At 71.3% G+C, this 25,504-nt stretch carries 18 protein-coding genes; 12 read left to right on the top strand and 6 right to left on the bottom strand.

Annotation, left to right across the window (positions count from 1 at the left end):
- Positions 1–49 precede the first annotated feature (49 nt).
- Entirely contained in the window at positions 50–1,075 is a 1,026-nt protein-coding gene (locus tag ACFVSU_RS13735) for a LacI family DNA-binding transcriptional regulator (protein ID WP_387143749.1), read from the top strand.
- Positions 1,072–3,207, top strand: coding sequence for an alpha-galactosidase (locus tag ACFVSU_RS13730; RefSeq protein ID WP_387143746.1), 2,136 nt, complete (start codon positions 1,072–1,074; stop codon positions 3,205–3,207). Before ACFVSU_RS13735 ends, ACFVSU_RS13730 begins: the two co-directional genes overlap by 4 nt.
- A gap of 15 nt (positions 3,208–3,222) precedes the next feature.
- Here the strand turns inward: ACFVSU_RS13730 and ACFVSU_RS13725 are convergent, their stop codons facing one another.
- Together ACFVSU_RS13725 and ACFVSU_RS13720 are read right to left on the bottom strand one after the other, a co-directional pair.
- Positions 3,223–4,191 carry an acetylxylan esterase gene (locus ACFVSU_RS13725; RefSeq protein ID WP_387143743.1) on the bottom strand — a complete coding sequence of 323 codons (969 nt, stop codon included), beginning with the start codon at positions 4,189–4,191 and terminating at the stop codon, positions 3,223–3,225.
- A gap of 162 nt (positions 4,192–4,353) precedes the next feature.
- Positions 4,354–4,806 (bottom strand): GNAT family N-acetyltransferase, encoded by a 453-nt coding sequence (locus ACFVSU_RS13720; RefSeq protein WP_375871394.1) that lies wholly within the window; start codon positions 4,804–4,806, stop codon positions 4,354–4,356.
- A gap of 146 nt (positions 4,807–4,952) precedes the next feature.
- Here ACFVSU_RS13720 and ACFVSU_RS13715 point away from each other — a divergent pair, with 146 nt between their 5' ends.
- From ACFVSU_RS13715 to ACFVSU_RS13705, 3 genes are all read left to right on the top strand, one after another.
- A complete protein-coding gene (locus tag ACFVSU_RS13715; protein WP_387143739.1) occupies positions 4,953–7,181 on the top strand; it encodes an NADP-dependent isocitrate dehydrogenase in 2,229 nt (742 codons plus the stop codon).
- Positions 7,182–7,380: 199 nt separating this feature from the next.
- A complete protein-coding gene (locus tag ACFVSU_RS13710) occupies positions 7,381–10,296 on the top strand; it encodes an MMPL family transporter (RefSeq protein ID WP_387143735.1) in 2,916 nt (971 codons plus the stop codon).
- Positions 10,296–12,149 carry a YhgE/Pip domain-containing protein gene (locus ACFVSU_RS13705; protein WP_387143732.1) on the top strand — a complete coding sequence of 618 codons (1,854 nt, stop codon included), beginning with the start codon at positions 10,296–10,298 and terminating at the stop codon, positions 12,147–12,149. The genes ACFVSU_RS13710 and ACFVSU_RS13705 overlap by 1 nt, the downstream gene beginning before the upstream one ends.
- 6 nt (positions 12,150–12,155) lie before the next feature.
- Here ACFVSU_RS13705 and ACFVSU_RS13700 read toward each other — a convergent pair whose 3' ends face one another.
- Complete coding sequence (locus tag ACFVSU_RS13700) at positions 12,156–14,177, bottom strand: L,D-transpeptidase family protein (RefSeq protein WP_387143729.1); 2,022 nt, start codon at positions 14,175–14,177, stop codon at positions 12,156–12,158.
- A gap of 219 nt (positions 14,178–14,396) precedes the next feature.
- Between ACFVSU_RS13700 and ACFVSU_RS13695 the strand changes: the two genes are divergently transcribed.
- The 7 genes from ACFVSU_RS13695 (at position 14,397) to ACFVSU_RS13665 (ending at position 21,473) form a co-directional block, all read left to right on the top strand.
- Positions 14,397–15,596 carry an ROK family protein gene (locus ACFVSU_RS13695; RefSeq protein ID WP_387143726.1) on the top strand — a complete coding sequence of 400 codons (1,200 nt, stop codon included), beginning with the start codon at positions 14,397–14,399 and terminating at the stop codon, positions 15,594–15,596.
- 132 nt (positions 15,597–15,728) lie between these two features.
- Positions 15,729–17,063: an extracellular solute-binding protein gene (locus ACFVSU_RS13690; protein ID WP_387143723.1), complete on the top strand. Its 1,335-nt coding sequence runs from the start codon at positions 15,729–15,731 to the stop codon at positions 17,061–17,063.
- 77 nt (positions 17,064–17,140) lie between these two features.
- Entirely contained in the window at positions 17,141–18,097 is a 957-nt protein-coding gene (locus ACFVSU_RS13685; protein WP_387143721.1) for a carbohydrate ABC transporter permease, read from the top strand.
- Positions 18,097–19,014 (top strand): carbohydrate ABC transporter permease, encoded by a 918-nt coding sequence (locus ACFVSU_RS13680; RefSeq protein ID WP_387143718.1) that lies wholly within the window; start codon positions 18,097–18,099, stop codon positions 19,012–19,014. Before ACFVSU_RS13685 ends, ACFVSU_RS13680 begins: the two co-directional genes overlap by 1 nt.
- 43 nt (positions 19,015–19,057) lie before the next feature.
- Positions 19,058–20,011, top strand: a complete 954-nt coding sequence (locus ACFVSU_RS13675; protein ID WP_387143715.1) for an ROK family protein — start codon at positions 19,058–19,060, stop codon at positions 20,009–20,011.
- Entirely contained in the window at positions 20,004–20,783 is a 780-nt protein-coding gene (locus ACFVSU_RS13670) for a glucosamine-6-phosphate deaminase (protein ID WP_387143712.1), read from the top strand. The genes ACFVSU_RS13675 and ACFVSU_RS13670 overlap by 8 nt, the downstream gene beginning before the upstream one ends.
- Positions 20,784–20,798: 15 nt before the next feature.
- A complete protein-coding gene (locus ACFVSU_RS13665) occupies positions 20,799–21,473 on the top strand; it encodes a hypothetical protein (protein WP_387143709.1) in 675 nt (224 codons plus the stop codon).
- 12 nt (positions 21,474–21,485) lie between these two features.
- On the opposite strand, the gene ACFVSU_RS13660 is transcribed toward ACFVSU_RS13665, so the two are convergent.
- From ACFVSU_RS13660 to ACFVSU_RS13650, 3 genes are all read right to left on the bottom strand, one after another.
- The gene (locus ACFVSU_RS13660) at positions 21,486–22,877 is read right to left on the bottom strand and encodes an FAD-binding oxidoreductase (RefSeq protein WP_387143706.1); all 1,392 of its coding nucleotides are present in this window, start codon (positions 22,875–22,877) and stop codon (positions 21,486–21,488) included.
- Positions 22,874–23,266 (bottom strand): YrdB family protein, encoded by a 393-nt coding sequence (locus ACFVSU_RS13655; RefSeq protein ID WP_310289065.1) that lies wholly within the window; start codon positions 23,264–23,266, stop codon positions 22,874–22,876. Before ACFVSU_RS13655 ends, ACFVSU_RS13660 begins: the two co-directional genes overlap by 4 nt.
- Positions 23,267–23,361: 95 nt before the next feature.
- On the bottom strand, positions 23,362–25,239 hold the full coding sequence (locus ACFVSU_RS13650; protein WP_387143703.1) for an RNA polymerase sigma factor: 1,878 nt from the start codon (positions 25,237–25,239) through the stop codon (positions 23,362–23,364).
- Between the last annotated feature and the right edge of the window lie 265 nt (positions 25,240–25,504).

Raw genomic sequence — 25,504 nt, 5'->3', positions numbered from 1 at the left:
TTCCGCGCGACAGGTGCTAGCGTGAACCCCGCCGGCAAGGAGGCCCCTGATGACCGTTCAGCAGCGCGCGACGCTCGAAGACGTCGCGCGGCTCGCGGGAGTGAGCTCCAAGACGGTCTCGCGCGTCTTCACGCACCGCGACCTCGTCGCGCCCGAGACCGTCGAGCGCGTGCTCGGCGCCGCGAAGCGGCTGCGTTTCCGCCCGAACCCGCTGGCGCGCAATCTGCGCCGCGGCGGCCCGACGAACACGATCGGGTTCATCATGGGCGAGCTGAACAACCCGTTCTATTACAAGCTCGCCGCGGGCATCGAACGCGAGCTGTCGTCGCACGGCTTCTCGCTCGTCGTCGCGACGACCGACGACACCGCCGAGGGAGAGGAGCGCGTCGCGGACGCCCTCCTCGGCCAGCGCCTGGGCGCGCTGCTGCTCATCCCCGTCGCCGACGACCAGTCGTACCTCGAGGGCGAGCGCCATCTCGGCACGCCGGTGATCGCGATCGACCGGCCGGCGCGCAACCTCGTCGCCGACTCGATCGTGCTCGAGAACCATCGCGGGGTGTTCGACGCGACGACGCGACTGCTCGAGCGCGGCCACCGGCGCATCGGCTACATCTGCAACCCGGCGTCCGTCTACACGCAGGCCGAGCGCCTGCGCGGCTACCGCGATGCCCTGGCGGCGTACGGCATCCGCGACTCCTCAGCGTGGGAGCGCCTCGAAGACGACCTGTCGCGACCCGCCGACGGCCTCATCGCCGATCTGCTCGACCGCGACGACGCGCCCACCGCCGTCATCACGGGGAACAACCGCGTCACGATCGACGCGCTGCGCGTGCTGCGCGACCTCCACGACGACGGCCGCACGGCCCTCGTCGGCTTCGACGACTTCGACACCGCCGACGTGCTCGGGGTGACCGTGATCAGCTACGACCCGCTCGCGCTCGGCAAGGCGGCCGCGACGCTCGCGATCGAGCGCATGCAGGATCCCGCCGGCTTCACCCGCCAGCTCGAGATGCCGACCTGGATCGTCGAGCGCGGCACCGGCGAACGCACCCCCGCAGAGAGGACCACCGCATGACCCCCGGCTTCATCCGTCTCGAGAGCGAGGGTGTCGGCGTGCTCGTCGACGCCCGCGGCCCGGGTCTTCCGCACGTGCTGCACTGGGGTGCGCCTGTCGGCAGGATCACGGATGCCGATGCCGACGCCCTCGCGAAGGCGCTGAGCCGCCAGACCGCTCCGGGCACGCTCGACGCCGCGTGGCAGGTCTCGCTGTCCCCGCAGGAGGGCGACGGCTGGACGGGACGCCCCGGGATGCAGCTGCGCCGCGACGGCGTCGTGCACCACGCGCGGTGGAAGGTGACAGGCCTCGAGGCCGACGACCGGTCGTTCGCCGTCGAGGCGCGGGATGCGGCATCCGCCCTGCGTCTGTCGATCACGGTGGGCATCGAGGCCGGCGGTGTCGTGTGGGTGCAGCACGCGCTCGCGCACGAGGGAGCGACGGATGCCGCGCCGGTCGACGTCGACTGGCTCGAGGCGACGCTGCCGGTGCCGTCGACGACCGACACCCTGCTGACGTTCGACGGCCGCTGGACGCGCGAGAAGCGGCCCGTCGTGACGCCGATGCCCGCCGGCGCCACCGTGCGGCAGACGCGTCGCGGCCGCCCCGGGCACGACAACCCGGTCGCGGCGATCGCCGGGATCGGGGCGCCGCGCTGGCAGGACGGCGCGCTGTGGGGCGTGCACCTCGCGTGGTCGAGCGACCTCACGACGCGGGTCGACCGCATCACCGACGCGGTGACGCTGATCGGCGCCGGCGAGCTGCTGCGCCCCGGCGAGATCCGGCTCGCGCCGGGCGACGAGTACCGGGCGCCGCGCACGGCCTTCGTGTACACGGCTGAGGGCCTCGACGGTTTCGCGCACCGCGTGCACACCTGGCTGCGGGCGCGGCCGCAGCATCCGTCGTCCGTCCGTCCTCTCGTGCTCAACACGTGGGAGGCGGTGTACTTCGACCACGACGCCGACCGACTCGCCGCGCTCGCCGAGCGCGCCGCCGAGGTCGGCATCGAGCGGTTCGTGCTCGACGACGGGTGGTTCCAGGGTCGCCGTGACGACTCGACGAGCCTCGGCGACTGGGTCGTCGACCGGGCGGTGTGGCCCGAGGGCCTCGGTCCGCTCGCGGCGCGCGTGCACGAGCTCGGCATGCAGTTCGGACTGTGGTTCGAGCCCGAGATGATCAGCCTCGACTCCGACGTGGCGCGCGCCCACCCTGACTGGCTCCTGCATCACGCGGGCCACCTCGACCACGATCCGGCGGTGTCGTGGCGCGGGCAGTACGTCATGGACCTCGCGAATCCGGACGCGTACGCCCACGTGCTCGGACAGATCGACGCACTCGTGGGCGAGCTCGGCATCGACTTCATCAAGTGGGACCACAACCGCGATCTCGTCGAGAGCGTGCACGACGGGCGCCCCGGTGGGCACGCCCAGATGACGGCGGTCTACGCGCTCATCGCAGAGCTCAAGTCGCGGCATCCGTCGCTCGAGATCGAGTCCTGCTCGAGCGGGGGTGCGCGCACCGACCTCGGGATCCTCGAGGTCACCGACCGGGTGTGGGCGAGCGACTCGAACGACCCGGTGGAACGCCAGGACATCCAGCGCTGGACCGGCCTCCTGCTGCCGCCCGAGCTCGTCGGCGCGCACGTCGGCCCGACGACGTCGCACTCGTCGGGGCGCACCACCGCGCTGTCGTACCGGATGGCGACGAGCCTCATGGGCTCGGCCGGGTTCGAGTGGGACATCCTCTCGTGCGATGACGACGAGACCGCCACGATCACGCGGTTCGCGGCGCTCTACAAAGAGCTGCGGCCGATCGTCCACGGCGGACGGATGCTGCATCCCGAACTGCGCGACCCCGCCTGGCGCGCGACGGCCTTCGTCGCCGACGGCGCAGCGGTCGTCGTCGTGGCGACAGTGGCGAGCCTCGAGGACGCCCGCGCCGAGCGACTGCGCGTGCCGGGGCTTGACCGAGACCGTCGCTACCGTGTGCGCGTGCGCCGCGAGATCGGCGCAGCCGCCTACGGCTGGATCGCGCCGGAGTGGTTCACCGCCGGCGAGATCGAGCTGCCCGGGTCGCTGCTCGCCGAGGTCGGCCTGCAACTGCCGACGCTGTGGCCGCTGCAGGCGTTCGTGCTGCACCTAGAGGCCCTCTGACCAGGGCCGTGCGGGCTACATCAGGTCGGCGAGGAAGCGCGCCTGCTTCGGGAACTGGAACGCCTGGCCGCCCTCGTGGCCGTTGTGCGTGTAGACCTCGATCTGCTTCGCCGGGGTCGTGTGACGGTTGTACGCCGCGTACACGGTCGACGGCGGGCAGATGGTGTCCATGAGGGCGACGGAGTACAGGGCCGCAGCATCCGCTCGCTTCGCCATGTTCACGCCGTCGAAGTACGACAGCGTCTCGAACACGCGCTCGTCGCGACCGCGATGCACGGCGAGGTACCGCACGACCTCCTGGTAGGGGTCGTCGCCGGTGAGGCCGACGGCTCGCTCGAAGTGGCAGAGGAACGGCACGTCGGGCATGACCGCGACGATGCCGTCCGACAGTCCCGCCGCGGCGATGGCGATGCCGCCGCCCTGGCTCGCGCCGCACACGGCGATGCGGCCGGCGTCGATCTGCGGGAGCGTGCGCACGGCGTCGACGGCGCGCACCGCATCCGTGAAGACCCGGCGGTAGTAGTAGGTCTCGGGATCCTCGATGCCGCGGGTCATGAACCCCGATGACGAGGGACCGGTGCCGTGCGGGTCGAGGGTGTCGCCGCCCGAGCCCCACATCGAGCCCTGGCCGCGCGTGTCCATGAAGAGATGGGCGAAGCCGGCGGCGGCCCAGCCGAGGCGCTCGCCGGCGAGCCCGCGGCCGCCTCCGTAGCCCTGGTACTCGACCACCGTCGGGAGCGGTCCGTCGGCACCGGCCGGGAGCGTCAGCCACGCCTTGACCGGGTCGCCGCCGAAGCCGGGGAACGTCACGTCGAAGATGTCGACCAGCGTGTACGGCGTCTCGAGGCGCACGACGTCGGGGGAGGCATCCCACTGCCGCGACTGCGCGAGCGTATCGGCCCAGAAGGCGTCGAAGTCGGCGGGTTCGCGGACGTCGGGGGCGTAGTCCGCGAGCTCAGCGGGGGACAGATCGAATCTCGGCACGCGCTCACCCTAGCGCGTCGCGCGGAAGCGTTTCGACGGTCTGGACCGAGAAGGCGACGGGGTCTCGATGGGGGAGGGGTATTCGAGGCCCCGCCGCCGGTCTCTGTGCGCCCGGGGGGGCGCTGTGTGGGGAAGTCTTCGGGTCGATCGTGCGGCTCTGCGTCAGAGACGGATCTCTGCGATGACTTCACCGTACTCGGTCTCGCCGACCGGTGTGAAGCCCACACGCTCGAAGAATGCCTGCGGACCGCCTTCGCCGGCCTCGTAGATGACGTTCACGTGGTCCATCCCGCGGTTGCGCGCCTCTTCGAGCAGGCCCGCGACGGCGAAGCGGCCGACGCCGCGGCCCTGGTCGTCGGCGTCCACGTTGATGCGCCACAGCACCGAGCGGAAGTGCTCCTGCGGGTCGTCGAGGTCGAAGTTGCCGCTGACGAACGCGACGACCTCCTCGCCGTCGACCACCACGCGCTGCCAGGTGGTCTGCGGGTTCACGACGGTCGCCGCGATGCCGTAGCTCACCGGCGACAGGAACTCCTCCTGGCCGGGCTTGAGCGACATATTGTTGACCGCCACGATGGTCGTGGCGGACAGTTCGACGAGTCGCAGTTCAGCCATGGACCACAGGCTAGCCCCCATGGCGGCATCCGGCATCGTCCGGAAGTCGGATTAACACGGTGTTCATACGCCGAAGTATCTTGACGTCGAGATATCTCGGCCGCTTGCGATAGGCTGAACGCCGACCCGCAAGAAGGACGTGACTGGTGACCGACTCGACCATCATCTACACCTACACCGACGAGGCACCGGCCCTCGCGACCGCATCGTTCCTGCCGATCGTGCAGGCCGTGACCCGCCAGGCGGGAGTGGACGTCGAGACGCGCGACATCTCGCTCGCGGGCCGCATCCTCGCGGCGTTCCCGCAGAACCTGACCCCCGAGCAGCAGGTGGGCGACGCGCTCGCGGAGCTCGGCGGCCTCGCGACGCTCCCCGAGGCCAACATCATCAAGCTGCCGAACATCTCGGCCTCGATCCCGCAGCTGAAGGCCGCGATCGCCGAGCTGCAGTCGCAGGGCTACGACATCCCGGACTACCCGGACGAGGCGCAGTCGCTCGAAGACAAGGACGTGCGCGCCCGCTACGACCGCATCAAGGGCTCGGCCGTGAACCCCGTCCTCCGCGAGGGCAACAGCGACCGCCGTGCGCCGCTGTCGGTGAAGAACTACGCGCGCAAGCACCCGCACCGCAACAAGGCCTTCGGCGAGGGCTCGAAGACCCGCGTCGCGACGCTCGGCCACGACGACTTCAAGTCGAACGAGAAGACCACGGTCATCCCCGCCGACGACGTGCTCTCGGTCCGCTTCGTCGCGGCCGACGGCACCACCACCGAGCTCAAGACCGGCATCAAGGTGCTTCCCGGTGAGATCGTCGACGGCACGTTCCTGTCGGCGGCCGCGCTCGACGCGTTCCTCGCCGAGACGCTCGAAACGGCCAAGGCGGAGGACGTCCTCTACTCGGTGCACCTCAAGGCCACGATGATGAAGGTCAGCGACCCGATCATCTTCGGCCACGTCGTGAAGGCCTACTACGCCGACGTGTTCGACCGTTTCGGCGACAAGATCGTCGAGGCCGGCCTCACCCCGAACGACGGACTGGGCGCGATCCTCGCGGGTCTTGCGAACGTCGAGGGCGGCGACGAGATCGCCGCCGCGTTCGCCGCGGCGACCGACAGCCCGCGCCTGTCGTACGTCAACTCCGACAAGGGCATCACGAACCTCCACGTGCCGTCCGACGTCATCGTCGACGCGTCGATGCCCGCCCTCGTCCGCAACGGCGGCAAGCTGTGGGGCGCCGACGGCGGCGAGGCCGACACGCTGGCGGTCATCCCCGACTCGTCGTACGCGGGCGTCTACCAGACCGTGATCGACGACGTCATCGCGCACGGCCCGCTCGACCCGGCGACGATCGGCACCGTCCCGAACGTGGGTCTCATGGCGCAGGCCGCCGAGGAGTACGGCAGCCACGACAAGACGTTCGAGCTCGCCGCCGCCGGAACCGTCCAGGTCGTGAACCAGGCCGGCGACGTGCTGCTCGCGCACGAGGTCGCCCCGGGCGACATCTGGCGTGCGACCCAGACGAAGGACGTCGCGATCCGCGACTGGGTCAAGCTCGCGGTCACGCGCGCCCGCGCCACCGGTGCCCCCGCCGTGTTCTGGCTCGACGAGAACCGCTCGCACGACGCGGCGCTCATCGCCAAGGTCAAGACGTACCTCGCCGACCACGACACCGACGGCCTCACGATCGAGATCCTCGCGCCCGCCGCGGCGACCCAGTACTCGCTGGACCGCCTCCGCAAGGGTGAAGACACCATCTCGGTGACCGGCAACGTGCTGCGCGACTACCTCACCGACCTGTTCCCGATCCTCGAGGTCGGCACCAGCGCCAAGATGCTGTCGATCGTCCCGCTCCTCGCGGGCGGCGGCCTCTTCGAGACGGGCGCGGGCGGCTCGGCCCCCAAGCACGTGCAGCAGCTCCTCGCCGAGGACTACCTGCGCTGGGACTCGCTCGGCGAGTTCTTCGCGCTCGCCGCGTCGCTCGAGCACCTCGCCGACTTCACCGGCAACGCCAAGGCACGTGTCCTCGCCGACACTCTGGACGCCGCGACCGGCACCTTCCTCGAGAACGACAAGTCGCCCGGCCGTGCGCTCGGCACGATCGACAACCGCGGCAGCCACTTCTACCTCGCCCTCTACTGGACGCAGGAGCTCGCGAAGCAGCAGGCTGACGCCGACCTCGCGGCGGCCTTCGCCCCTGTGGCCGAGGCGCTCGCCGCGAACGAGCAGAAGATCGTCGACGAGCTCCTCGCGGTGCAGGGCTCGGCCGTCGAGATCGGCGGCTACTACCGCCCCGACGCCGAGCTGGTCACCGGTGTCATGCGTCCGTCGCAGACCTTCAACGAGGTCATCGACGCCTTGGTCGCGCAGCGGAGCTGAGCGACCAAGAGGGCCGGTCGTTGAGCGTCCGACGCGTCAGCGGCGGACCAGTCGAAACGTACGACTGAGATACGGAAGGACGGATGCCTCGGCATCCGTCCTTCCGTCGTCTCCGGGGCTGTTGATCCCGAGGTCGCGCAGTCCTACCCTGGGGGGCGCCACCGCCGCTGGGGAGGGGCGGCCCTTCCGAGGGGGGACGATGTCGTCTGCGCTCTACACGCTCGGGCGCTGGGCCTTCCGCGCGCGCGGCCTCGTGCTGGGCGTGTGGATCGCGGTGCTCATGGCACTGTTCGCGGGCGCGGCGCTGCTCGGCACGGGCACCGACAACACGTACACGATCCCGGGCACCGAGTCCCAGGAGGCACTGGATGCGCTGGGCCGCACGTTCCCGCAGGTGAGCGGAGGATCGGCGCAGCTGATCGCCGTCGCGGCGCCGGGCGGGTCGGCGACCGATCCCGACTTCGAGGCTGCGGTCGAGGCATCCGTCGATGCGATCGCCCAGATCCCGCAGGTGTCGTCGGCGACCTCGCCGTACGGCCAGGCGTCGTCGGCGAACATCAGCGCCGACGGCGACGCCGTGCTGGTGCCGATCCAGCTGACCGTGAGCGGCACCGCCGTGCACGCCTCGACCGGCGAGGCGCTGCAGGATGCGGGCGCGGCGCTGCAGGACGCCCTGCCCCCTGGCTGCGAGGTGTCGGTCGGCGGGCAGCTCTTCTCGCAGAGCTCGACGGGCATCAGCATCACCGAGCTCATCGGCATCGGCGTCGCGTTCGTGGTGCTGGTGTTCACGTTCGCCTCACTGGTGGCCGCCGGGCTGCCGCTCGTCACGGCGATCGTCGGCGTCGGGGCGTCGCTCTCGATCGTGCTCATCGCGACGCGGTTCACCACGATCACCTCGACCACTCCGCTGCTCGCCCTCATGCTGGGACTCGCCGTCGGCATCGACTACGCACTGTTCGTGCTCGCGCGACATCAGGACCAGCTCAAGGAGGGCGTCGAACCGGAAGAGGCGGCGGCGCGAGCGATCGCGACGTCGGGGTCGGCGGTGGTGTTCGCCGCGCTCACGGTGATCATCGCGCTCCTCGGGCTCGTGGTCGCGGGCATCCCGTTCCTCACGACCATGGGCGTCGCCGCGGCCGTCGCGGTCGCCCTGGCCGTGCTCGTCTCGCTCACGCTGACGCCCGCGCTGCTGGGGTTCGCGAAATGGCGCGTCGTGCCGCGACGCTACCGTCCCGCGCGGCACACGGATGCTGCGGACGTCGTCGACGCGGAGTCCGTCGATGCGGTCGACGATGACGGGCAGCGGCCTGCGCTCGACGACGCCGAGGTGGAGCTCATCGATCCGGCCGAGGCGGAAGAGGACGCGGAAGGGGCGCCGGATGCTGCCGCTGCGGGTGATGCGACCGACCCGGACGGCGCGGACTCGGCGCCGACCCCGCGGGAGCCGGGCGGGTTCTTCCGCGGCTGGGTCCGCACCGTCACGCGGTGGCCGCTCGTGACGGTGGTGCTGATCGTCGGTCTGCTCGCCTTCGCGGCCCTCCCCGCCGCGCACCTGCGTCTCGCCCTGCCCGACGCGGGATCGATGGAGGAGGGCGAGCCGGGCCGCGTGACCTACGACCTCATCGCCGAGCACTTCGGTCCCGGATACAACGGCCCGCTGCTGGTGACGGGATCGGTGATCGAGAGCACGGATCCGGTCGGGCTGATGGACGACCTCGGCGCCGAGATCGCGACGGTCGACGGCGTGGCCTCGGTGCCGCTCACGACGCCGAACGAGACCGGCGACACCGGCATCGTGCAGGTGATCCCCGACGGCGGCCCGGACTCGGTCGCCACGGCGGACCTCGTCGCGACGCTGCGCGGCATGCACGACCACTTCGAGACCGAGTACGGCGTGGACCTCTCGGTGACGGGATACACGGCGGCCGGCATCGACATCTCGGAGAGACTGGGCGGCGCGCTGCTGCCGTTCGGCATCCTGGTCGTGGGGCTCTCGCTCGTGCTGCTCGCGATGGTGTTCCGCTCCATCGTCGTGCCGATCACCGCGGCGCTCGGCTACGTGCTGTCGATCGGCGCGGCGTTCGGCCTCACCACGCTGGTCTTCGTCGACGGGGTCTTCGCCGACGCCCTGAACGTCGCCGCGGTGGGGACGGTCATCAGCTTCATGCCGATCATCCTCATGGGCGTGCTCTTCGGGCTCGCGATGGACTACGAGGTGTTCCTCGTCAGCCGGATGCGCGAGGACTACGTCCACCACGGCGAGCCGGTGCGTGCCGTGCATGACGGGTTCGCAGCATCCGCTCGCGTCGTCACCGCGGCCGCGACCATCATGTTCGCGGTGTTCGTCGCGTTCGTCCCCGAGGGCGACGCCAACATCCAGCCGATCGCCTTCGGGCTCGCCGTCGGCGTCGTCATCGACGCGTTCCTGGTGCGCATGACGCTCATCCCGGCGGTGCTCGTGCTGTTCGGGCACCACGCATGGTGGATGCCGGCGTGGCTGGACCGCCTGCTGCCGTCATTCGACGTCGAGGGGGAGGGGCTCGCGGAAGAGCTCGCCCTGGCCGAATGGCCCGGCCGCGACCTCGCGCTGGCGGCCGAGGGAGCGCGCGTGCACGACCACGAGTGCACGCTGGACGCGGAGCTCGCGCCCGGCGGCATCCTCGTGATCGAAGGGGCGGATGCTGCGGAACGGCGCGCGATGCTCGCCGCGCTGTGCGGGCGGGCCGAACTCGCCGCAGGACGCGTCAGGGTGGCGGGGTTCGTGCTGCCGGCCCGCACCGCCACGGTGCGCGCCCGGACGTCGTACTGGCGCGTGCCCCCGGACGCCGGAGGCCTCGACCTGGCGCTCGGCTCGGGGCCGGCGCTCGTGTTCGTCGACGGGCTCGACGACGTCGGCTCCCCGTCGGCGCTGCGGCGCGTGCACGGGGAGCTGACGGCGGCGCGCGCCGCCGATCCCGCGCTGGCCCTGGTGGTCGCCGCACGCGACACCGTCGACGTCGAGCCGGCGCTGCCCGCGGACGCGGCGCCCGTCGTCGTGCGGCTCGCCGGCGGCGACCGCGATCGTGCGCTCGTGGCGGTGGGCGGTGCCACCGCGGCGCCGGCGGGGCCGGACTGATGGCCGCGTTCAGCGCGACCTCGGGGTCGCCGCGGCTCGGGCGCCTGGCGGTGATCGGTCTCATCATCGTGCCGCTCCTGATCGGAGGGATCCTGGCGTGGGCACTCGCGGCGCCCACGGCGCACCCGGAGCGGCTCACCGCCGCGATCGTGAACGATGACACGCCCGTCACCGTCGACGGCCAGTCCGTGCCGCTCGGGCGGCAATTCGCCGCAGGACTGATGGCCGCTCAGGAGCCTGCGCAGCCCGGAGTCGACACCACGGACGACCCGCCGCCGAGTCTCGACTGGGTGCTCACGAACGACGAGGATGCCGCCGAGGGGCTCGCAGCCGGGCGATACGTGGCCGTCGTGCGGATCCCCCCGACCTTCTCGGCCGATGCCACCTCGATCTCGGGACCGGGTGCACAGGCGCGGCAGGCGGTCGTGGAGGTGCGCACGACCCCGGCGTCCGCCTGGCTCGACCCCGCGCTGACCGGCGCGGTGACGCAGGCTGCGACTGCGGCCCTCGGCAGGGAGCTCACGGGCCGCTACCTCGAGCAGGTCTACGCCGGGTTCAACACGATCGCCGACCAGATCGGCCAGGCGGCCGCAGGGGCGGATCAGGTCGCTGCCGGGGCGGCCTCGGCGGCGACGGGAGCGGCCGATCTGTCGAGCGGGGCGAGCGCGCTGTCGTCAGGGCTCGCTTCGCTGAGTGCGGGAGCTGCAGGCCTGGCCTCGGGGCTGGCGCAGCTCGACGCCTCAGCCCGACCGCTGCCGCGGGCGGCGGCCGACGTCGCCGCCGGGGCGAACCGGGTCGCCGGTTCGCTGGACCAGGCGCTGCGACAGGCGGACGCCGCAACCCTCGCCTTCGCGGAGGTCGTCGCCGAACTGTGCGCACTCCCCGGACCGGGAACGCTGTGCGATCGCGCCACGCAGGCGCTCCGGCAGCTCGAGGCGGCCGACGCGGGGCTGCGCGACCTCACGACCGGCGCGCGCCGCGTCGCCGTCGGCAATGACGCGCTCGCCGCGGCGCTGCCGAGGGTTGTGGGTGGCATCGACAGCGCGGCGACGGGCGCCGGCCAGGTGTCGGCCGGTGCCGCCTCGTCCAGCGCGGGCGGCGGCGAGGTGGCCTCCGGTGCCGCCCAGCTCGCCGCAGGCACCGCACAGGTCGGCGCCGGCGCCGCCGAGCTGTCGTCGGGGCTGGACTCCGCGTCGACCCAGCTCCCCACCTACACCGACGATGACATCGACACGCTGTCGAAAGTCGTCGCGGAGCCCGTCGTGGTCGATCAGACGACGCCGGCCACCGGCATCCAATCCGTTCCGCTCTTCACGATGATCGCGCTGTGGCTCGGCGCCCTCGTCACGGCGATCGCGGTGCAGTCCGTGCCGACCGCGCGTCTGCTGAGTGGCAGGGGCTCGGTCGCCATCGCCCTGCGCGCCGTCGTGCCGACGCTGGCGATCTGCGCCGCGCAGGGGGTCGTCGTCGGTGCGGCCGTGCTCACGTCGGTGGGCGTGAACCCGCTCGAGTGGATCGCGTTCGTGGCGTCGGCGATGCTCTGCGGCGCGGTCTTCGGTCTCGCGAATCAGGGACTGGCGGCCGCGTTCGGCGCCACCGGCCGCCTCGTCGCCGCGCTGATCGCGATCGTGGCGCTCGCGGCGGGGCTCGCGGGAACGGTTCCGCCGGTCATCTCGCAGCTCGCGGCGGCGCTGCCGACCGCGGCCGCGACGGCGCTCCTGCGGGCGGCGCTCACCGCCGACGCGGCCGGGGTCATCCCCGCGATCATCGGGCTGGGCCTCACGGCCGTCGCGGGGCTCGGCCTCGTGATCGCCGGGGTCGCCGGCAGGCGGCGGGTCAGCGTGGCGGCGTGACCGCGATCAGGCGTGGACCCAGACCTCGGTGCCGCGCGCGGTCCAGTCGTAGACGAACTTCGCGTCGTCGTTCCACATGTTCACGCAGCCGTGGCTCTGCGGAAAGCCCAGGCGGCTGCGGAAGTTCGAAGCGCCGTGGAACGCGATGTCGGGTGCGAACCAGGTGATCCACGGCACGTCCTTCGTGCAATAGCTGTTCACCGCGGCCGGGTTGTAGCACAGCGCGCCCATGTCCTGGACGCGGGTGAAGGCGTTCACGGTGAAGTGCCCGGTGGGCGTCGGCGTGCCGGAGAGTCCCGACGAGATCGTGTACGAGGCGACCACGTTGCCGTTCTCGAAGAGGGTGGCCGTCTGGCTGGACAGGTCGACCTCGACGGTGCGGGCGAACGTGGAGACGACGGGCGCGACCTCGGTCACGGGCGTCTCGAACACCGCGTTGCCGGTGGCCAGCTGCGTGGCGAAGTCGGAGGCGAAGTTCGAGGTGTCGCCGACCTCGCGCCCCGAGATCCCGGGCGCCTCCTCGCGGAGGACCTTGCCGGCCGAGTTGGTGATGACGGCGCCGTTCTCGGCCGGCCGATTGACCGCGGCGGGAAGACCGTCCACCGCGGCTTGGATCGCGGCCTTGTCGGCGGTGATGTCGTACGCGGCGTTCTCGGGGTCGGGTGCGACGGTCAGCCAGCCTGCCAGCGTCGCGCGGTCGATCGGCACCGTGCGCTCTTCGCCGACGTAGAAGCCGGCCGTGTCGAGCATGCCGTTCAGCTGCGCGACGGTCGCGTCGGCGGTCTCGGTCGAGATGTCGGCGGGAACCTCGGATGAGACCGGGTCGAGCTGCACGCGGGTCTCACCGGCCTCGAAGGCCGCCTGGATGGCGCCCTGGACGGCGGCCACGTCGATCCCCGCGCCGGCGACGGCGGCCGTGGAGACATACGACGCGGTGGCCGCGTCGAACGCGAGCGTCGCGTCGGTCGGGTCGGTGTAGAGCTGCGGCGCGACCTCGCGGAGGGCCGCGGTGGCGGCAGCCGGGTCGAGCTCGATCTCGGCATCGGTCGCGGCGAACCAGGCGGTGGGGTTCCACATCGGGTGCTGCGCGAACGCGGCGTCGGCGAGTGCCTTCGCGTCGACCGCGGCGCCCAGTTCGGCGCCGGTGACCTCGGCGTCCTCGCCCGCGCCGGTGAGCACGACCGTCGTCTCGGCCAAGCGCTGCTCGATGGCATCGGCGGCCGCGCCAGGCGTCAGCCACCCGACCGGCACGCCGGCGACCGTGGTGCCGGGCGCGATGAGCACGAGCGACGAGACGACGAGCCCGATCACGGCGACGCCGGCGGCTGCGCCGACCCAGATCGCCGTGCGCTTCTTCTTCGGTTTGGGCTCGGCCGGCGCCCACGCGAACGTGGGGGAGCCGTCGGCCGGAGCGGTCTGGGTAGCCGTGGCGACGGCGGTCGCGGGCTCGGCGGAGAGATCTGCGGTCGGCGCGAGCGCAGTCGCGCCGGCAGGGGCGAGCACGGTCGTCGCGACGGCGATGGTCTCGGCATCGGCATCGGCATCGGCATCGGCATCGGTGTCGGTGGTGACGGATGCCTCGGGCTCGGCCGCCACGGCGGGCTCGGCGTCCTCGGCGGCGGCGGCCTCGTCGACGGGCTCTGCCTCGTCTGCAGGCTCTGCCTCGTCGGCGGGTTCTGCCTCGTCTGCGGGCTCGTCTGCGGAGGCGTCGTCCTCAGCGGCTGCGGGCTCAGACGACTCGTCGAGCTCGGCCTCGCCCTCGGGCGCCTCTTCCGCCTCGTCCTCGGCCTCAGGCTCAGACGCCGATTCCGCGTCCGCGTCGTCAGCGGGGGAGTCGTCCGCATCCGCGGGCGCGACGGAGTCGGCCGTCTCGGCATCCGCCGGGGCCTCAGCATCCGTCTCGTTCACGGCATTCGATTCCGTGTTGTCCGCCGCTGCGGACTGCTCGTCCTCGACGGCCTGCTCGGCCTGGACGGCGTCATCCCCTGACGCCTTCCCTGCCTGCGACTCGGTCGCCAGATTCGTCACGCCACACCCCCGACTGTGATCAACGCTTCCCCCCATGGTAGGCGACGCGCCTGCGTGTCGAGGTCACGGGCTGGTCACGCACGAACCGCCGGTCACAGCGGGAAACCCGCGCGGGCGTCGGTAACGATCCGAACACGGCGCATCACGGTTTTGTAAAGCATCCGACCAAATTGGCCCAGGGGCTTGCGAAAAGTTAGTTCGTAAGGTCTACTAACAAACATGCCCAACACGGAAGCGCGGCGCGGCCCTTCCATTATCGACGCGCCGCAGAGCCCCACCACGAATGCCCGTGCATTCGCCCCCGGACGCACGCTCCGCCAGGGTGCGAAGGTCCTGCCCGAGCACGCGCGCGGCCACAACCGCTCGCTGGTGCTCCAGACCCTCTTCCACCAGGGCGCGATGAGCCGCGCCGACCTGTCGCGTGAGACCGGGCTCACCCGGGTCACGATCTCCGACCTCGTCGCCGAGCTCATCGCGGACGGGTTCGTCGCCGAGATGGGGGTGCGCGAGGCCTCGGGTCCCGGCAAGCCCGCGATCCTCGTCGACCTCGATCACGCCGGTCACCGCATCATCGGGCTCGACCTGTCGGGCAGCGACACCTTCATCGGCGCCGTCCTGACCCTCGACGGCGGCATCGTCGCGCGTCGGGAGGTCGCGGTCCCCGCAGCCGACGCTCTTGTCGACACCGTCGTCGAACTCGCCCGCGCGCTCGTCGCCGAGTCTCACGCGCCCGTGCTCGGCGTCGGCGTCGGCACCCCCGGTGTCGTCGACGATCGGGGAGTCATCCTCACGGCACCCAACTTCGGCTGGGCCGGCTTCGACCTGGAGGGCGCGCTGCGCAATGCGCTCGAGGTTCCTGTGCTGGTCGCCAACGATGCCAACGCCGCCGTCCTCGCCGAGTACACGTTCGGCGGCGCTCCCGACGACGTGCTGCTCGTCAAAGTCGGGCGCGGCGTCGGCTCCGGGCTGCTGCTGGCGGGCCAGCCCATGCGCGGCAGCCGCTTCGCCGCGGGCGAGATCGGCCACGTGACCGTCGGCACCGACGGCGGCCCGCAATGCGCGTGCGGCAAGGTCGGATGCCTCGAAGCCTGGCTCTCGGTCCCGTCGCTGACCTCGCGACTGAACGCGGCGGCCGATCCCGCCGCCCACGAGGGCATCCTCCGCGACGCGGGGGAGCGGCTCGGCATCGCGCTGGCCCCCGTGGTGGGCGCGCTCGACGTGTCGGAGATCGTCCTCTCCGGCCCCCCTGAACTCCTCGGCGGCTCCCTGGCGGAGCAGACCGTCGAGACACTCCGCGCGCGCACGCTCGCGCCGTCCGTCGACGAAGGCGTGCGAGTGCGGATGACGGAGCAAGGCCAGGACATCGTCCTGCGCGGCGCGGCCGTCATGGTCCTGTCCGGACAACTCGGGGTGTCCTGACACAGCGCGATTCCCCGGGGGATCCCCCCGGATCCCGAAACAACACGGAGCGCTCCCCGCGGAGCATCCGATCCCCGGATGGGTCACCCGGCCCAACCGAAACACCAAGAGAACAGACAAAAGGAACACACCATGAAGAAGACGCTTGGAGCTGTGGCGCTCATCGGCGCCTCGGCACTGGTGCTCGCTGGCTGCGCCGGCGGCGGCACGTCCGGTGGATCCGACGACGCCTCGGGTTTCGACCCCGAAGGTGCGAAGGACCAGAACATCACGTTCTGGGTCATGGGCGGCGACACCCCGGACGAGCTGCGCGAGTACCTGAAGGACGAGTACAAGGCGGCCGCCGGCGGCACCCTCACGATCGAGGAGCAGTCGTGGGGCGACGCGCTCACGAAGCTGGCGAACCAGCTTCCTGACGCCAAGAACACCCCCGACGTGACCGAGATCGGCAACACGTGGTCGCCGACCTTCACGACTTCCGGCGCGTTCAGCGACCTCAGCGGCGTCTACGAGGACCTGGGTGGCGACGACCTCCTGCAGTCGTTCGTCGACGTGGGCACCGTGGACGGCGCGCAATATGCACTGCCGTACTACTTCGGCTCGCGCTACATCACGTACCGCAAGGACATCTGGGAGGCCGCGGGCCTCGACGTGCCGACGACGCTCGAGCAGTTCAACGAGGACGTCAAGACGCTCCGGACCGACGACCAGTCGGGCTTCTACATCGGCGGCGAGGACTGGCGCAACGGCATCTCGTGGATCTTCGCCAACGGCGGCGAGCTGGCCAAGAAGGACGGCGACAAGTGGGTCTCGACGCTGAGCGACGAGAAGACCATCACGGGTCTCGAGCAGTTCCAGGACCTGTTCGAGAACGCCTCGAACGCCCCGGCAACTGAGGACGACAGCACCCCGTGGGTCAACATCAACAACGACAAGACCGGCAACCCGCCCACGGCGGCCACCATCATCGCACCCGGCTGGGCGCACTGGTCGATCGGCGACTTCGTCGAGGAGAAGACCGCTGACGACGGCACCGTGACCGAGGTCCGCGAGTGGAACGACGACACGTTCGGCGTCTTCCCGCTGCCCGGCACGACCGAGGGCGAGGCCGCTCCGGTCTTCGCGGGAGGCTCGAACGTCGGCATCTCGGCCAAGAGCGAAAACCAGGCCGGCGCCAAGGAGCTGCTGCGCATCATCTTCTCCGACGAGTACCAGCAGATGCTCGGCCAGAACGGCCTCGGTCCGGCGAACACCAAGTTCGTGGACTCGCTCGGCGATGACATCTTCGCCTCGGCTCTCATCGAGTCGGCCCTGAACTCGAAGCTCACCCCGGCCGCGCCCGGCTGGGCTGCAGTCGAGGGCCAGAAGATCCTCGAGGAGTTCTTCGGCAAGGTCGCGTCGGGTGGCGATGTCGCCGACCTGGCCGCCGAATACGACGAGAAGATCAACGCCATCATCAACGGCTGAGACCTTCAGCAATCCCGGGGTCGCGGACACGCGTCCGCGACCCCGGTTCCCTGCGAGACCCCCCTGAGGAGGCGGGCATGGCAGTTCCTGCCCCCACCGCGATCGACCGACAAGACCGCGCCGATGAATCGGTCGGCGCTCGGCGCCGGTCCCCTGTTCCCCTGTTCCTGCTGATTCCCGCTATCGCCATTCTGCTGTTCGGCATGGGCTATCCGGTGGTGTGGCAGGTCATTACGTCGTTCCAGAAGTACGGTGCCCTGCAGCAGCTCGGCGGCAAGGCTCCCGACTTCGTCGGACTCGACAACTACATCGCCGTCGCGACGAGTCCCACGTTCTGGGAGGTCGCGATTCGCTCCGTGCTGTTCTGCCTCGTGACCGCGGCCGTCACCGTCGTCATCGGAATGGCCCTCGCGCTGCTGATGACTCGTGTCCACTCGGGCGTACGCATCACTCTGCAGATCGCGTTGCTGCTCGCCTGGGCGATGCCCGTCGTCGCGGCGATGACCGTGTGGATCTGGTTGTTCGACCGCCGCCGCGGTGTCGTCAACTATCTGCTCGACCTCATCCCAGGGGTCGACATGAACCAGTTCAACTGGATCGGCGGCGAGCCCTTCGTGTTCTTCATGGTCGCTTCGATCATCGTGATCTGGATGTCGGTGCCTTTCGTGGCTTTCTCTGCCTACGCCGGACTCACGCAGGTGTCGACCGAGATGGTCGAAGCCAGCCAGCTCGACGGCGCCACAGGGTGGCAGCGTCTGCGCTACATCGTGCTGCCGATCATCCGTCCAGTCATCATGATCGTGCTGCTCCTCAACCTCATCTGGGACCTCCGCGTGTTCACACAGATCACGATGCTCCAGGACGCCGGTTCGAACTCGAGCGACTACGACCTGCTGGGCACGTACATCTACAAGATGGGCGTCGCCGGCCTCAACTTCGGCCAAGGCGCAGCGATGGCGATCTTCGTACTGGCGCTCACGATCCTGCTGAGTTGGTTCTACATCCGCAGCCTTCTGAAGGAGGACCAGGCCTGATGTCCGCGTCCGCACAACTCGCGCCGACCACGGCGCCGGTCCGCTCGGGTTCGTCCCGCACCTCCGCACCCGCGCCCAAGCGTCGTCGTCGCGGCCGGGCGGCGACGTGGGGATGGAGCGCCCTGGCGATCGTCGTCGCGGTGATCTGGGTGTTCCCCGTCTACTGGATGGTCAACTCGTCGATGCTGTCGTCGGCGACGCTCGAGTCGTTCACTCCGACCTTCCTGCCGTTCGCCGGCTCGTTCGCCAACTACCGCGGCGTGATCGACGGGTCGTTCTTCAGCGCACTCGGCATCAGCCTCGCCGTCACGATCATCGCGGTGTTCTTCTGCTTGCTGTTCGCGTTCCTCGCGTCGGTCGCGATCAGTCGGTTCCGGTTCCGCGGTCGCACCACCTTCGTGCTCGCGATCCTCATCATCCAGATGCTGCCGGCCGAGGGCCTGTTCATCGCCCAGTACAAGATGATGAGCGAGCTGGGCCTGCTGTCGAACGTGTTCGGCCTCAGCCTTCTCTATATCGCGGCCGTCGTCCCGTTCACGGTGTGGATGCTGCGCGGCTTCGTCGCCGGCGTTCCCGCCGAGCTCGAGGAGGCTGCGATGGTGGACGGGCTGAGCCGCACCCAGGCGTTCATGCGCATCACGCTGCCTCTCCTCGCGCCCGGCTTGGTGGCGTCCGGAGTGTTCGCGTTCCTGCAGTGCTGGAACGAGTTCACCGTCGCCCTCGTCATCATGAACGCCGAGAATCAGACGCTCCCGCTGTGGCTGCGCGGGTTCGTGCAGCAGAGCTCCAGCCGCGCGATCGACTGGGGCGAGGTGATGGCGGCGTCCACCATCGTCGCGATCCCCGTCATCGTGTTCTTCGTGATCGTCCAGGGCCGCATGACCAGCGGTCTCGTGGCAGGGGCGGTCAAGGGCTGATGCGCACGAAGGACCACGCCGCCTCCCACGGGGAGGTCGGCCGATGAAGGTCGGGCTTGACGTCGGCGGGACCAAGACCGACGCCGTCGCGGTGGACGCCGACGGCACGATCGCGGGTCGCCTCCGCATCCCCACGGGATGGGGGCCGGATGCTGTGGCCCAGACCGTCATCGACGCCGTGCGTGCGCTCGGCTCCGAGGCCGGCGTCGACCTCTCGGCCGTGCGCTCGGTCGGGGTCGGCATCCCGGGCCAGATCGAGCCGGGCACGGGCCGCGTCGTGCACGCGGTGAACCTCGGCGTCGACGAGCTCGACCTCGCCGCCGCCGTCGGGCCCCAGCTGGGGGTGCCGGTGCAGGTCGAGAACGACGTCAAGGCCGCCGCCCTCGGAGCGCATGCGCTCCACACGCGGGATGGCGCACCGGCGCCGGGCTCCATGGCGTACCTCAACCTCGGCACCGGCATCGCCGCGGGGATCGTCTCGGACGGCATCCTCTGGCGTGGCGCCCGCGGCACCGCGGGCGAGGTCGGCCACATCTCGGTCGACCCGAACGGACCCCTGTGCCGCTGCGGCCAGCGCGGCTGCATCGAGGCGTTCGCGGGCGGCGGTGCGATCGCGGAGCGCTGGGCTCAGCGCTCCGCACTGCCGGTGCGCGACGTCTTCGACGCCGCCGACGCGGGCGACCCGTCGGCACGGCAGCTGCGCGCGGGGCTCGCCCGCGGCGTGGCCGCCGCGATCCGGGTGCTGGTGCTGACGGCGGACGTCGATATCGTGGTCCTCGGAGGGGGTGTCACGGCTTTGGGAGATCGACTGATGACGGATGTCGCAGCCGAGCTCGCGGCCAGTGCCGAGGCATCCCCGTTCATGCGCTCGCTGCACCTCGCCGACCGGGTCGAGCTGCTGCCGCCGGGTTCCCCGGCCGCTGCACTCGGGGCTGCGCTGGTGGGTGCGGAGGGCGACGCCACACACGACGCAGAGGAAGCACTGGTCCATGGCTGAGATCGTCATCGTCGAAGACAAGGCCGCCGCGGGCGCGCTCGTCGCCGACCACATCGCGGAGCTCGTCCGCTCGAATCCCGAGACGGTGCTGGGCCTTGCGACCGGGTCCACGCCGCTGCCCGTCTACGAGGCGCTGCGCTCACGGCTGGAGGGCGTCGACCTCTCGCGCGTGCGCGGGTTCGCGCTCGACGAGTACGTGGGCATCGACCCGGCGCATCCCGAGAGCTACCGCTCGGTGATCACGCGCGAGGTCGTCGAGCCGCTGGGCCTCAACCCCGATCTCATCCGCACGCCGGACGGCACGCCGGAGGGCATCGAGCACCACGGCGAGGAGTACGACGAGGCCATCCGCGCGGCCGGCGGCATCGACCTGCAGATCCTCGGCATCGGCACCGACGGCCACATCGGCTTCAACGAGCCCGGCTCGTCGTTCTCCTCGATCACCCGCGTGAAGACCCTCACCGAGCAGACGCGTCGCGACAACGCCCGCTTCTTCGACTCGATCGACGACGTGCCCATGCATTGCATCACGCAGGGCCTCGGCACCATCCTGCGCGCGCGACACCTCGTGCTGCTCGCGTTCGGCGAGGGCAAGGCGGCCGCGGTCGCCGGCGCCGTCGAGGGTCCGCTGTCGGCGTCCCTGCCGGGATCGGCGATCCAGCTCCACCCGCACGCGACGATCGTGGTCGACGAGGCCGCGGCCTCGCAGCTGACCCGCTCCGACTACTACCGCTACGCCTACGACAACAAGCCCGACTGGCAGGGCATCTGACCTTACGCTGAGGGCATGATCGATGACGCCGACGTCGTGACGCCCGCTGCGACGCCCGCCGTGCGCGACGCGCGGCGCGCATGGATCCTCGGGGGCTCGCTGCTGATCGCCTCGGCGACGCTGGGGCTGATCGCCCAGGGCAGCTGGACGTTCGCGTTCCCCGCGGTCGGCGTGGCGATCGACCTCGTGTGGGGCGCCGCGCTGCTCGTCTTCGCCCTCGGCATCCGTGGATCGGGAAGCGTGGTCGGACGACAGTCGCTCGGCATCGCCGCGCTCGTGGTAGCGGCGGCGGCTCCTCTGGCATCGAGGCTGGTGTGGTGGGTGCTCCCGCTCCAGACCTGGGACGCCACGACGGCGACATCGGTCGGCACCTTGGTCATGGTGCTGTCGCCTGTCGCGTTGATCGTGGCCACGGTGGTCATCGGCCGCGCGGGTGCGGTGCCCGATCGACTGCGGTGGGTGCCGCTCATCGTCGTCGCGGTGGCGGTGGGCGCGCAGGTGCTCGCCCAGGTCTTCGTCGTCGCGACCAGCGGCAGCCTGGTGCAGCCCGACCTCGTGGCCGTGGTCTTCGGGTCCGCCGCGATCGGAACGCTCGGGGTCCTGCTGCTCGGCATCCTCGCGATCGTGTTCGCGCCGCGAGAGTCGCCCCGCCCCGCGGCGCCGACGCAGGTCTACCCGCCCGCCTCGTAGCCCGCGGGCGGCTCAGCGCGCGAACACCTTGCCGGGGTTGAGGATGCCCTGGGGGTCGAAGACGCGCGTGATCTGACGCTGCAGCTCCCACTGGTCTTCGCCGAGCTCGTCGGCGAGCCAGCGGCGCTTGAGCACGCCCACGCCGTGTTCGCCGGTCAGCGTGCCGCCGAGGCGCAGGGCCGCGCGGAAGAGGTCGTCGGCGGCGGCCCAGATGTGGTCCGGGGCCTCGACGACGCCGAACTCGTCGGGCTCGGCCTCGAAGATGAAGTTGGGATGCAGATTGCCGTCGCCGGCGTGGGCGACCGTCGGGATCACGACGCCGTGCGCGCGCTCGACGCGGGCGATCTCGTCGAACATCGCGGGCAGGGCGCTGCGGGGCACCGAGACGTCCTCGATGAGCGCGGTGCCGAGCGACTCCATGGCGGGATGCATCGACCGGCGGATCGCCAGCAGCCGCTCTCCCTCTTCGGGGTCGTGCGAGACGACGGCCGTGCCTCCGGCACGACGCAGCACGTCGGCGATGGCGTCGGCCTCGGCGATCGCGGCCGGGCCGTCGGTCTGGATGGTGAGCTGCGCCGCGCCCGGAGTCGGTGCCTCGAGCGCCAGGAGCGCGTGCACGGCGGCGAGGGACGCGGCATCCATCAGCTCCATGATCGCGGGCTGCGCACCGGAGGCGGTGACGGCGGAGGATGCCTCGGCCGCCGCCCGCACGTCGGGGAACGTCGCGGCGATCGTGCAGACCTCGCCGGGCACCAGTCGGCGCAGCTTCAGGGTCGCGCCGACGACGACGCCGAGAGTCCCCTCCGACCCGATCACCAGCGACGTCAGGTCGAGGCCCGTGACGCCCTTGACGGTGCGGTGGCCGAGGTGGAGGAGCCGGCCGTCCGCGAGGACGAGGTCGACGCCGAGCACCGCGTCGCGCACGACGCCGTACTTCGCGCAGAGGAGTCCGCCCGCGCCGGTGGCGATGTTGCCGCCGACCGTCGAGATCGCCCGGCTCGCGGGATCGGGTGCCCACCAGAGGCCGTACGGGGCGAGCGCGGCGTTGAGGTCGGCGTTGAGGATGCCCGGCTCGACGACCGCGAGGAGGTCGTCGGGGCGCACCTCGAGGATGCGGTCCATGCCGCGCACCGACAGCGAGATCTCCCCGTCTCCGGCATTGGCGCCGCCGGCGAGGCCGGTGCCGGCGCCGCGGGTGACCACGGGCGTGCCGGTGCGTCCGGCGATGCGGAGCGTCTGCTGCACGTCGTCGACGCTGCGGGCGTGCACGACGGCGAGGGGGAGACCGGATGCCGCGTGCCCCGACTTGTCGGCGCGCGCGGCGGCGAGCGAGGCCGGGGACGTGTCGACGCGGTCGCCGAGTGCCGCGCGCAGCTGGTCGAGCGCGTCGGCGCCCGGGATCACGACAGGTGCCGCCGGCCGGCGATGAGGCCGGCGGTCACGGCGACCACGCCGAACGCGAGTCCGATCCACGCGTTGCCCATCGACCACCAGGCGGCGGTCGCGGACACGTAGACGAGGAGTTCGACGACGGCGCGGACGAAGGGGTGCACCGCGAACACGGCACGCGGCGACACGAAGAAGGCCCAGAGGAGGATCGCGATCGCGGGAGCCCCGACGCCCGCGACGATGTTCCACGGGAACGGCCACATCGTGAAGCCCCACAGCGCGAGGGTGCCGAACGCGAAGATCTCGCACACGAACGCGACCACGTCGATCGCCGAAAGGGGCGCGCGCGTTCCGGGTGCCGGTTCGGCAGGGCGCGCGGGAGTGACGTTCGGCGTGTCGGACATGGCTTCCAGTCTACGGCGGCGTGCCGCGCGCGTCCGCCCGGCGCCGGTGCTCTCGCCCGGCGATGAGCGCTTCTGACGACGCGGGACGCGGCGGGTCAGTTGCCGCCGTCGGCAGGCACGGTCTCCAGGGGCAGGGTGTCGGCCACCTCGGGAGCGTCCGCGGGCGCCTCGGCGGCGGTCGAGGCCGCCATCCGGTCGACGACGCCACGGCCGAGGCCGTTCGGAAGGCTCACGTTGCGCTTGGCCGTGCCGCTGCCGGCGCCCGTGTTGCCACCGTTCCCGTTGCCGGTGCCGTTGGTCGGGGTGCCGTTCCCGGTCGAGCCGCCGTTACCGGTGGTGCCGCCGTTGCCGTTGCCCGTGCCGTTCGTCGGCGTGCCGTTGCCCGAGTTGCCGGTGTTCCCGTTGCCGTTCCCGTTGTTACCCGACTCTCCGGCGCCGTTGCCGTTGCCGTTGCCGTTCCCGTTGTTGCCGGTGTTCCCGTTGCCGTTGTTGCCGGTGTTCCCGTTGCCGTTGTTGCCGGTGTTCCCGTTGCCGTTGTTGCTCGTCGGGTTGCCGTTGTTGCTGGTCGGGTTGCCGTTGTTCCCCTGCGCGGCTTCGTCGCCCTTCGCGGTGCCGTTGCCGGTCTGGCCCGTGGCTTTGCCGCCACCCGACGACGTGGCGCCGCCGCTCTGCGCGTCACCGTCGCCGGCAGTGGCGTCGGACACGACGGGCACGTCGGCCGGCCCGGGACCCGGCTCGGCCGGAAGCTGGAGCGCGGTGTCGCCGGTCTCCTCCGGCAGGAGGGCCGGGGCGTTCACGTTCTCTGCCGCGACCTCGTTCGCGGGCGTGGGCGTCGGCACCGGTTCCGGGCCGGCGGTGGCCGGCAGCATCACGGCCGCGGCGACCACGCCGCTGACGACGACGAGGCCGGCGGCGGCGAGTCCGGAGGCCGCACCGATGCCGGCGACCGCCGACGTGCCGAAGACCGCCCCCGTCGAAGCGACGGCGGTCGCCGCCCCTGCTGCGCCGACCGCCCCCGCCGATCCCACGCCGGCCGACGTCGCCGCCGCACCGGCACCCGCACTCGCGGTCGCACCCGCACCGACGACTCCGCCCGGGGCGATCGTCACCGTGCTGTGCACGACGCTGGACGGCATCGAAGCCAGCGCCACCAGCGAGGTGCCGCCGCCCTGGACTGTCGCGAGATACCCGGCGGTGCCGACCGCGCCGAGCGCGATGGGCAGGAGCACGAGCGCCAGCCGGCTCGAGACCTCCTTGGCCTCGCTCGCGACGATCGAGCAGCGCACGCAGCGGCCGAGATGCTGCTCGAGCTTCGCGTGGTCGCGGCGGCCGAGGTTGAGGCGCGAGTACGCGCCCAGGCGCTCGATGGTCCACTGGCAGTCCGAGCCGTCGGCCACGGACCGCAGGTGCGCCTGGATCCAGGCCTCGCGCAGTCCTTCCCGCGCACGGAAGGTCAGCTGGGCGACCGCCGTCGGCTTCATTCCCAGCAGCGGCGCGATCTCGGCGGGCTTCATGCGCTCGATCTCGGAGTACCAGAGCACCTCCTGCCACCGCGTCGGCAGGCTGCGGAAGGCCTGATGTGTGAGGCCCCGGTCGAGCGCGGCCTCGCTCTCGTGCTCGGCGCCGGAGGGGTCCTCGACGCCGTCGAGCTCCTCGTACGCGGTCTCGCGGCGCGCGCGCCCCCACGCCGCAGCGGTGTTGCGGATGCTGGTGAAGAGGTACGCGCGGAACGATCCGGTCGGCCCGCCGCCGTGGACGATCGAGTGGTAGATGCGGGTGTACGCCTCCTGCACGAGGTCGTCGGCATCGAGGCTCGAGGTCATGTTGCGCGCGACGGTGACGCCTGCGCGATAGTGCCGCCGCCAGAGCTCCGCGAACGCGTCGGTGTCGCCCGATCTCGTCCGCAGGACGAGGTCGGCGTCGGCGTCGACGACGACCTCCGTCTCGTGCTCCTGCACTTCCTCGTGGTCCATGGATCCCCCAGTTCCGCGGCGCACATCGACGACGTCGATCCCGGGTGCGGACCGCGGCTCGTTCCATTGTCGTCGCCGTCCCCGGTTTTGACCAGGGTGCGACTCGACCCCGCGGCATCCGTCCGAGCGAATTTTCAGAACTCGCGTAATAGATCGGGGGTCGCGCCGTCTCTTTCGTCAGAGTGGCCGGCCGCCCTTGTGTGGGGCACGACGGTGGCCGCCCCCGCGGGACTCCCGCGGAGAAGGCGGGGCTCGGAGGTATCTC

The organism is Microbacterium sp. NPDC058062, assembly GCF_042885375.1.
Lineage (GTDB): Bacteria > Actinomycetota > Actinomycetes > Actinomycetales > Microbacteriaceae > Microbacterium > Microbacterium trichothecenolyticum_C.
The sequence above is the reverse complement of the archived record's forward strand: the minus strand, read 5'-3'. Positions and strand labels throughout refer to the sequence as shown.

Bases quoted from the DNA above. Each gene is read 5' to 3' on its own strand.
- ACFVSU_RS13690 (WP_387143723.1), top strand. From the start codon at position 15,729: ATGAAGAAGACGCTTGGAGCTGTGGCGCTCATCGGCGCCTCGGCACTG.
- ACFVSU_RS13735 (WP_387143749.1), top strand. From the start codon at position 50: ATGACCGTTCAGCAGCGCGCGACGCTCGAAGACGTCGCGCGGCTCGCG.
- ACFVSU_RS13675 (WP_387143715.1), top strand. From the start codon at position 19,058: ATGAAGGTCGGGCTTGACGTCGGCGGGACCAAGACCGACGCCGTCGCG.
- ACFVSU_RS13695 (WP_387143726.1), top strand. From the start codon at position 14,397: ATGCCCAACACGGAAGCGCGGCGCGGCCCTTCCATTATCGACGCGCCG.
- ACFVSU_RS13685 (WP_387143721.1), top strand. From the start codon at position 17,141: ATGGCAGTTCCTGCCCCCACCGCGATCGACCGACAAGACCGCGCCGAT.
- ACFVSU_RS13720 (WP_375871394.1), bottom strand. From the start codon at position 4,806: ATGGCTGAACTGCGACTCGTCGAACTGTCCGCCACGACCATCGTGGCG.
- ACFVSU_RS13655 (WP_310289065.1), bottom strand. From the start codon at position 23,266: ATGTCCGACACGCCGAACGTCACTCCCGCGCGCCCTGCCGAACCGGCA.
- ACFVSU_RS13650 (WP_387143703.1), bottom strand. From the start codon at position 25,239: ATGGACCACGAGGAAGTGCAGGAGCACGAGACGGAGGTCGTCGTCGAC.
- ACFVSU_RS13705 (WP_387143732.1), top strand. From the start codon at position 10,296: ATGGCCGCGTTCAGCGCGACCTCGGGGTCGCCGCGGCTCGGGCGCCTG.
- ACFVSU_RS13665 (WP_387143709.1), top strand. From the start codon at position 20,799: ATGATCGATGACGCCGACGTCGTGACGCCCGCTGCGACGCCCGCCGTG.
- ACFVSU_RS13710 (WP_387143735.1), top strand. From the start codon at position 7,381: ATGTCGTCTGCGCTCTACACGCTCGGGCGCTGGGCCTTCCGCGCGCGC.
- ACFVSU_RS13680 (WP_387143718.1), top strand. From the start codon at position 18,097: ATGTCCGCGTCCGCACAACTCGCGCCGACCACGGCGCCGGTCCGCTCG.
- ACFVSU_RS13730 (WP_387143746.1), top strand. From the start codon at position 1,072: ATGACCCCCGGCTTCATCCGTCTCGAGAGCGAGGGTGTCGGCGTGCTC.
- ACFVSU_RS13670 (WP_387143712.1), top strand. From the start codon at position 20,004: ATGGCTGAGATCGTCATCGTCGAAGACAAGGCCGCCGCGGGCGCGCTC.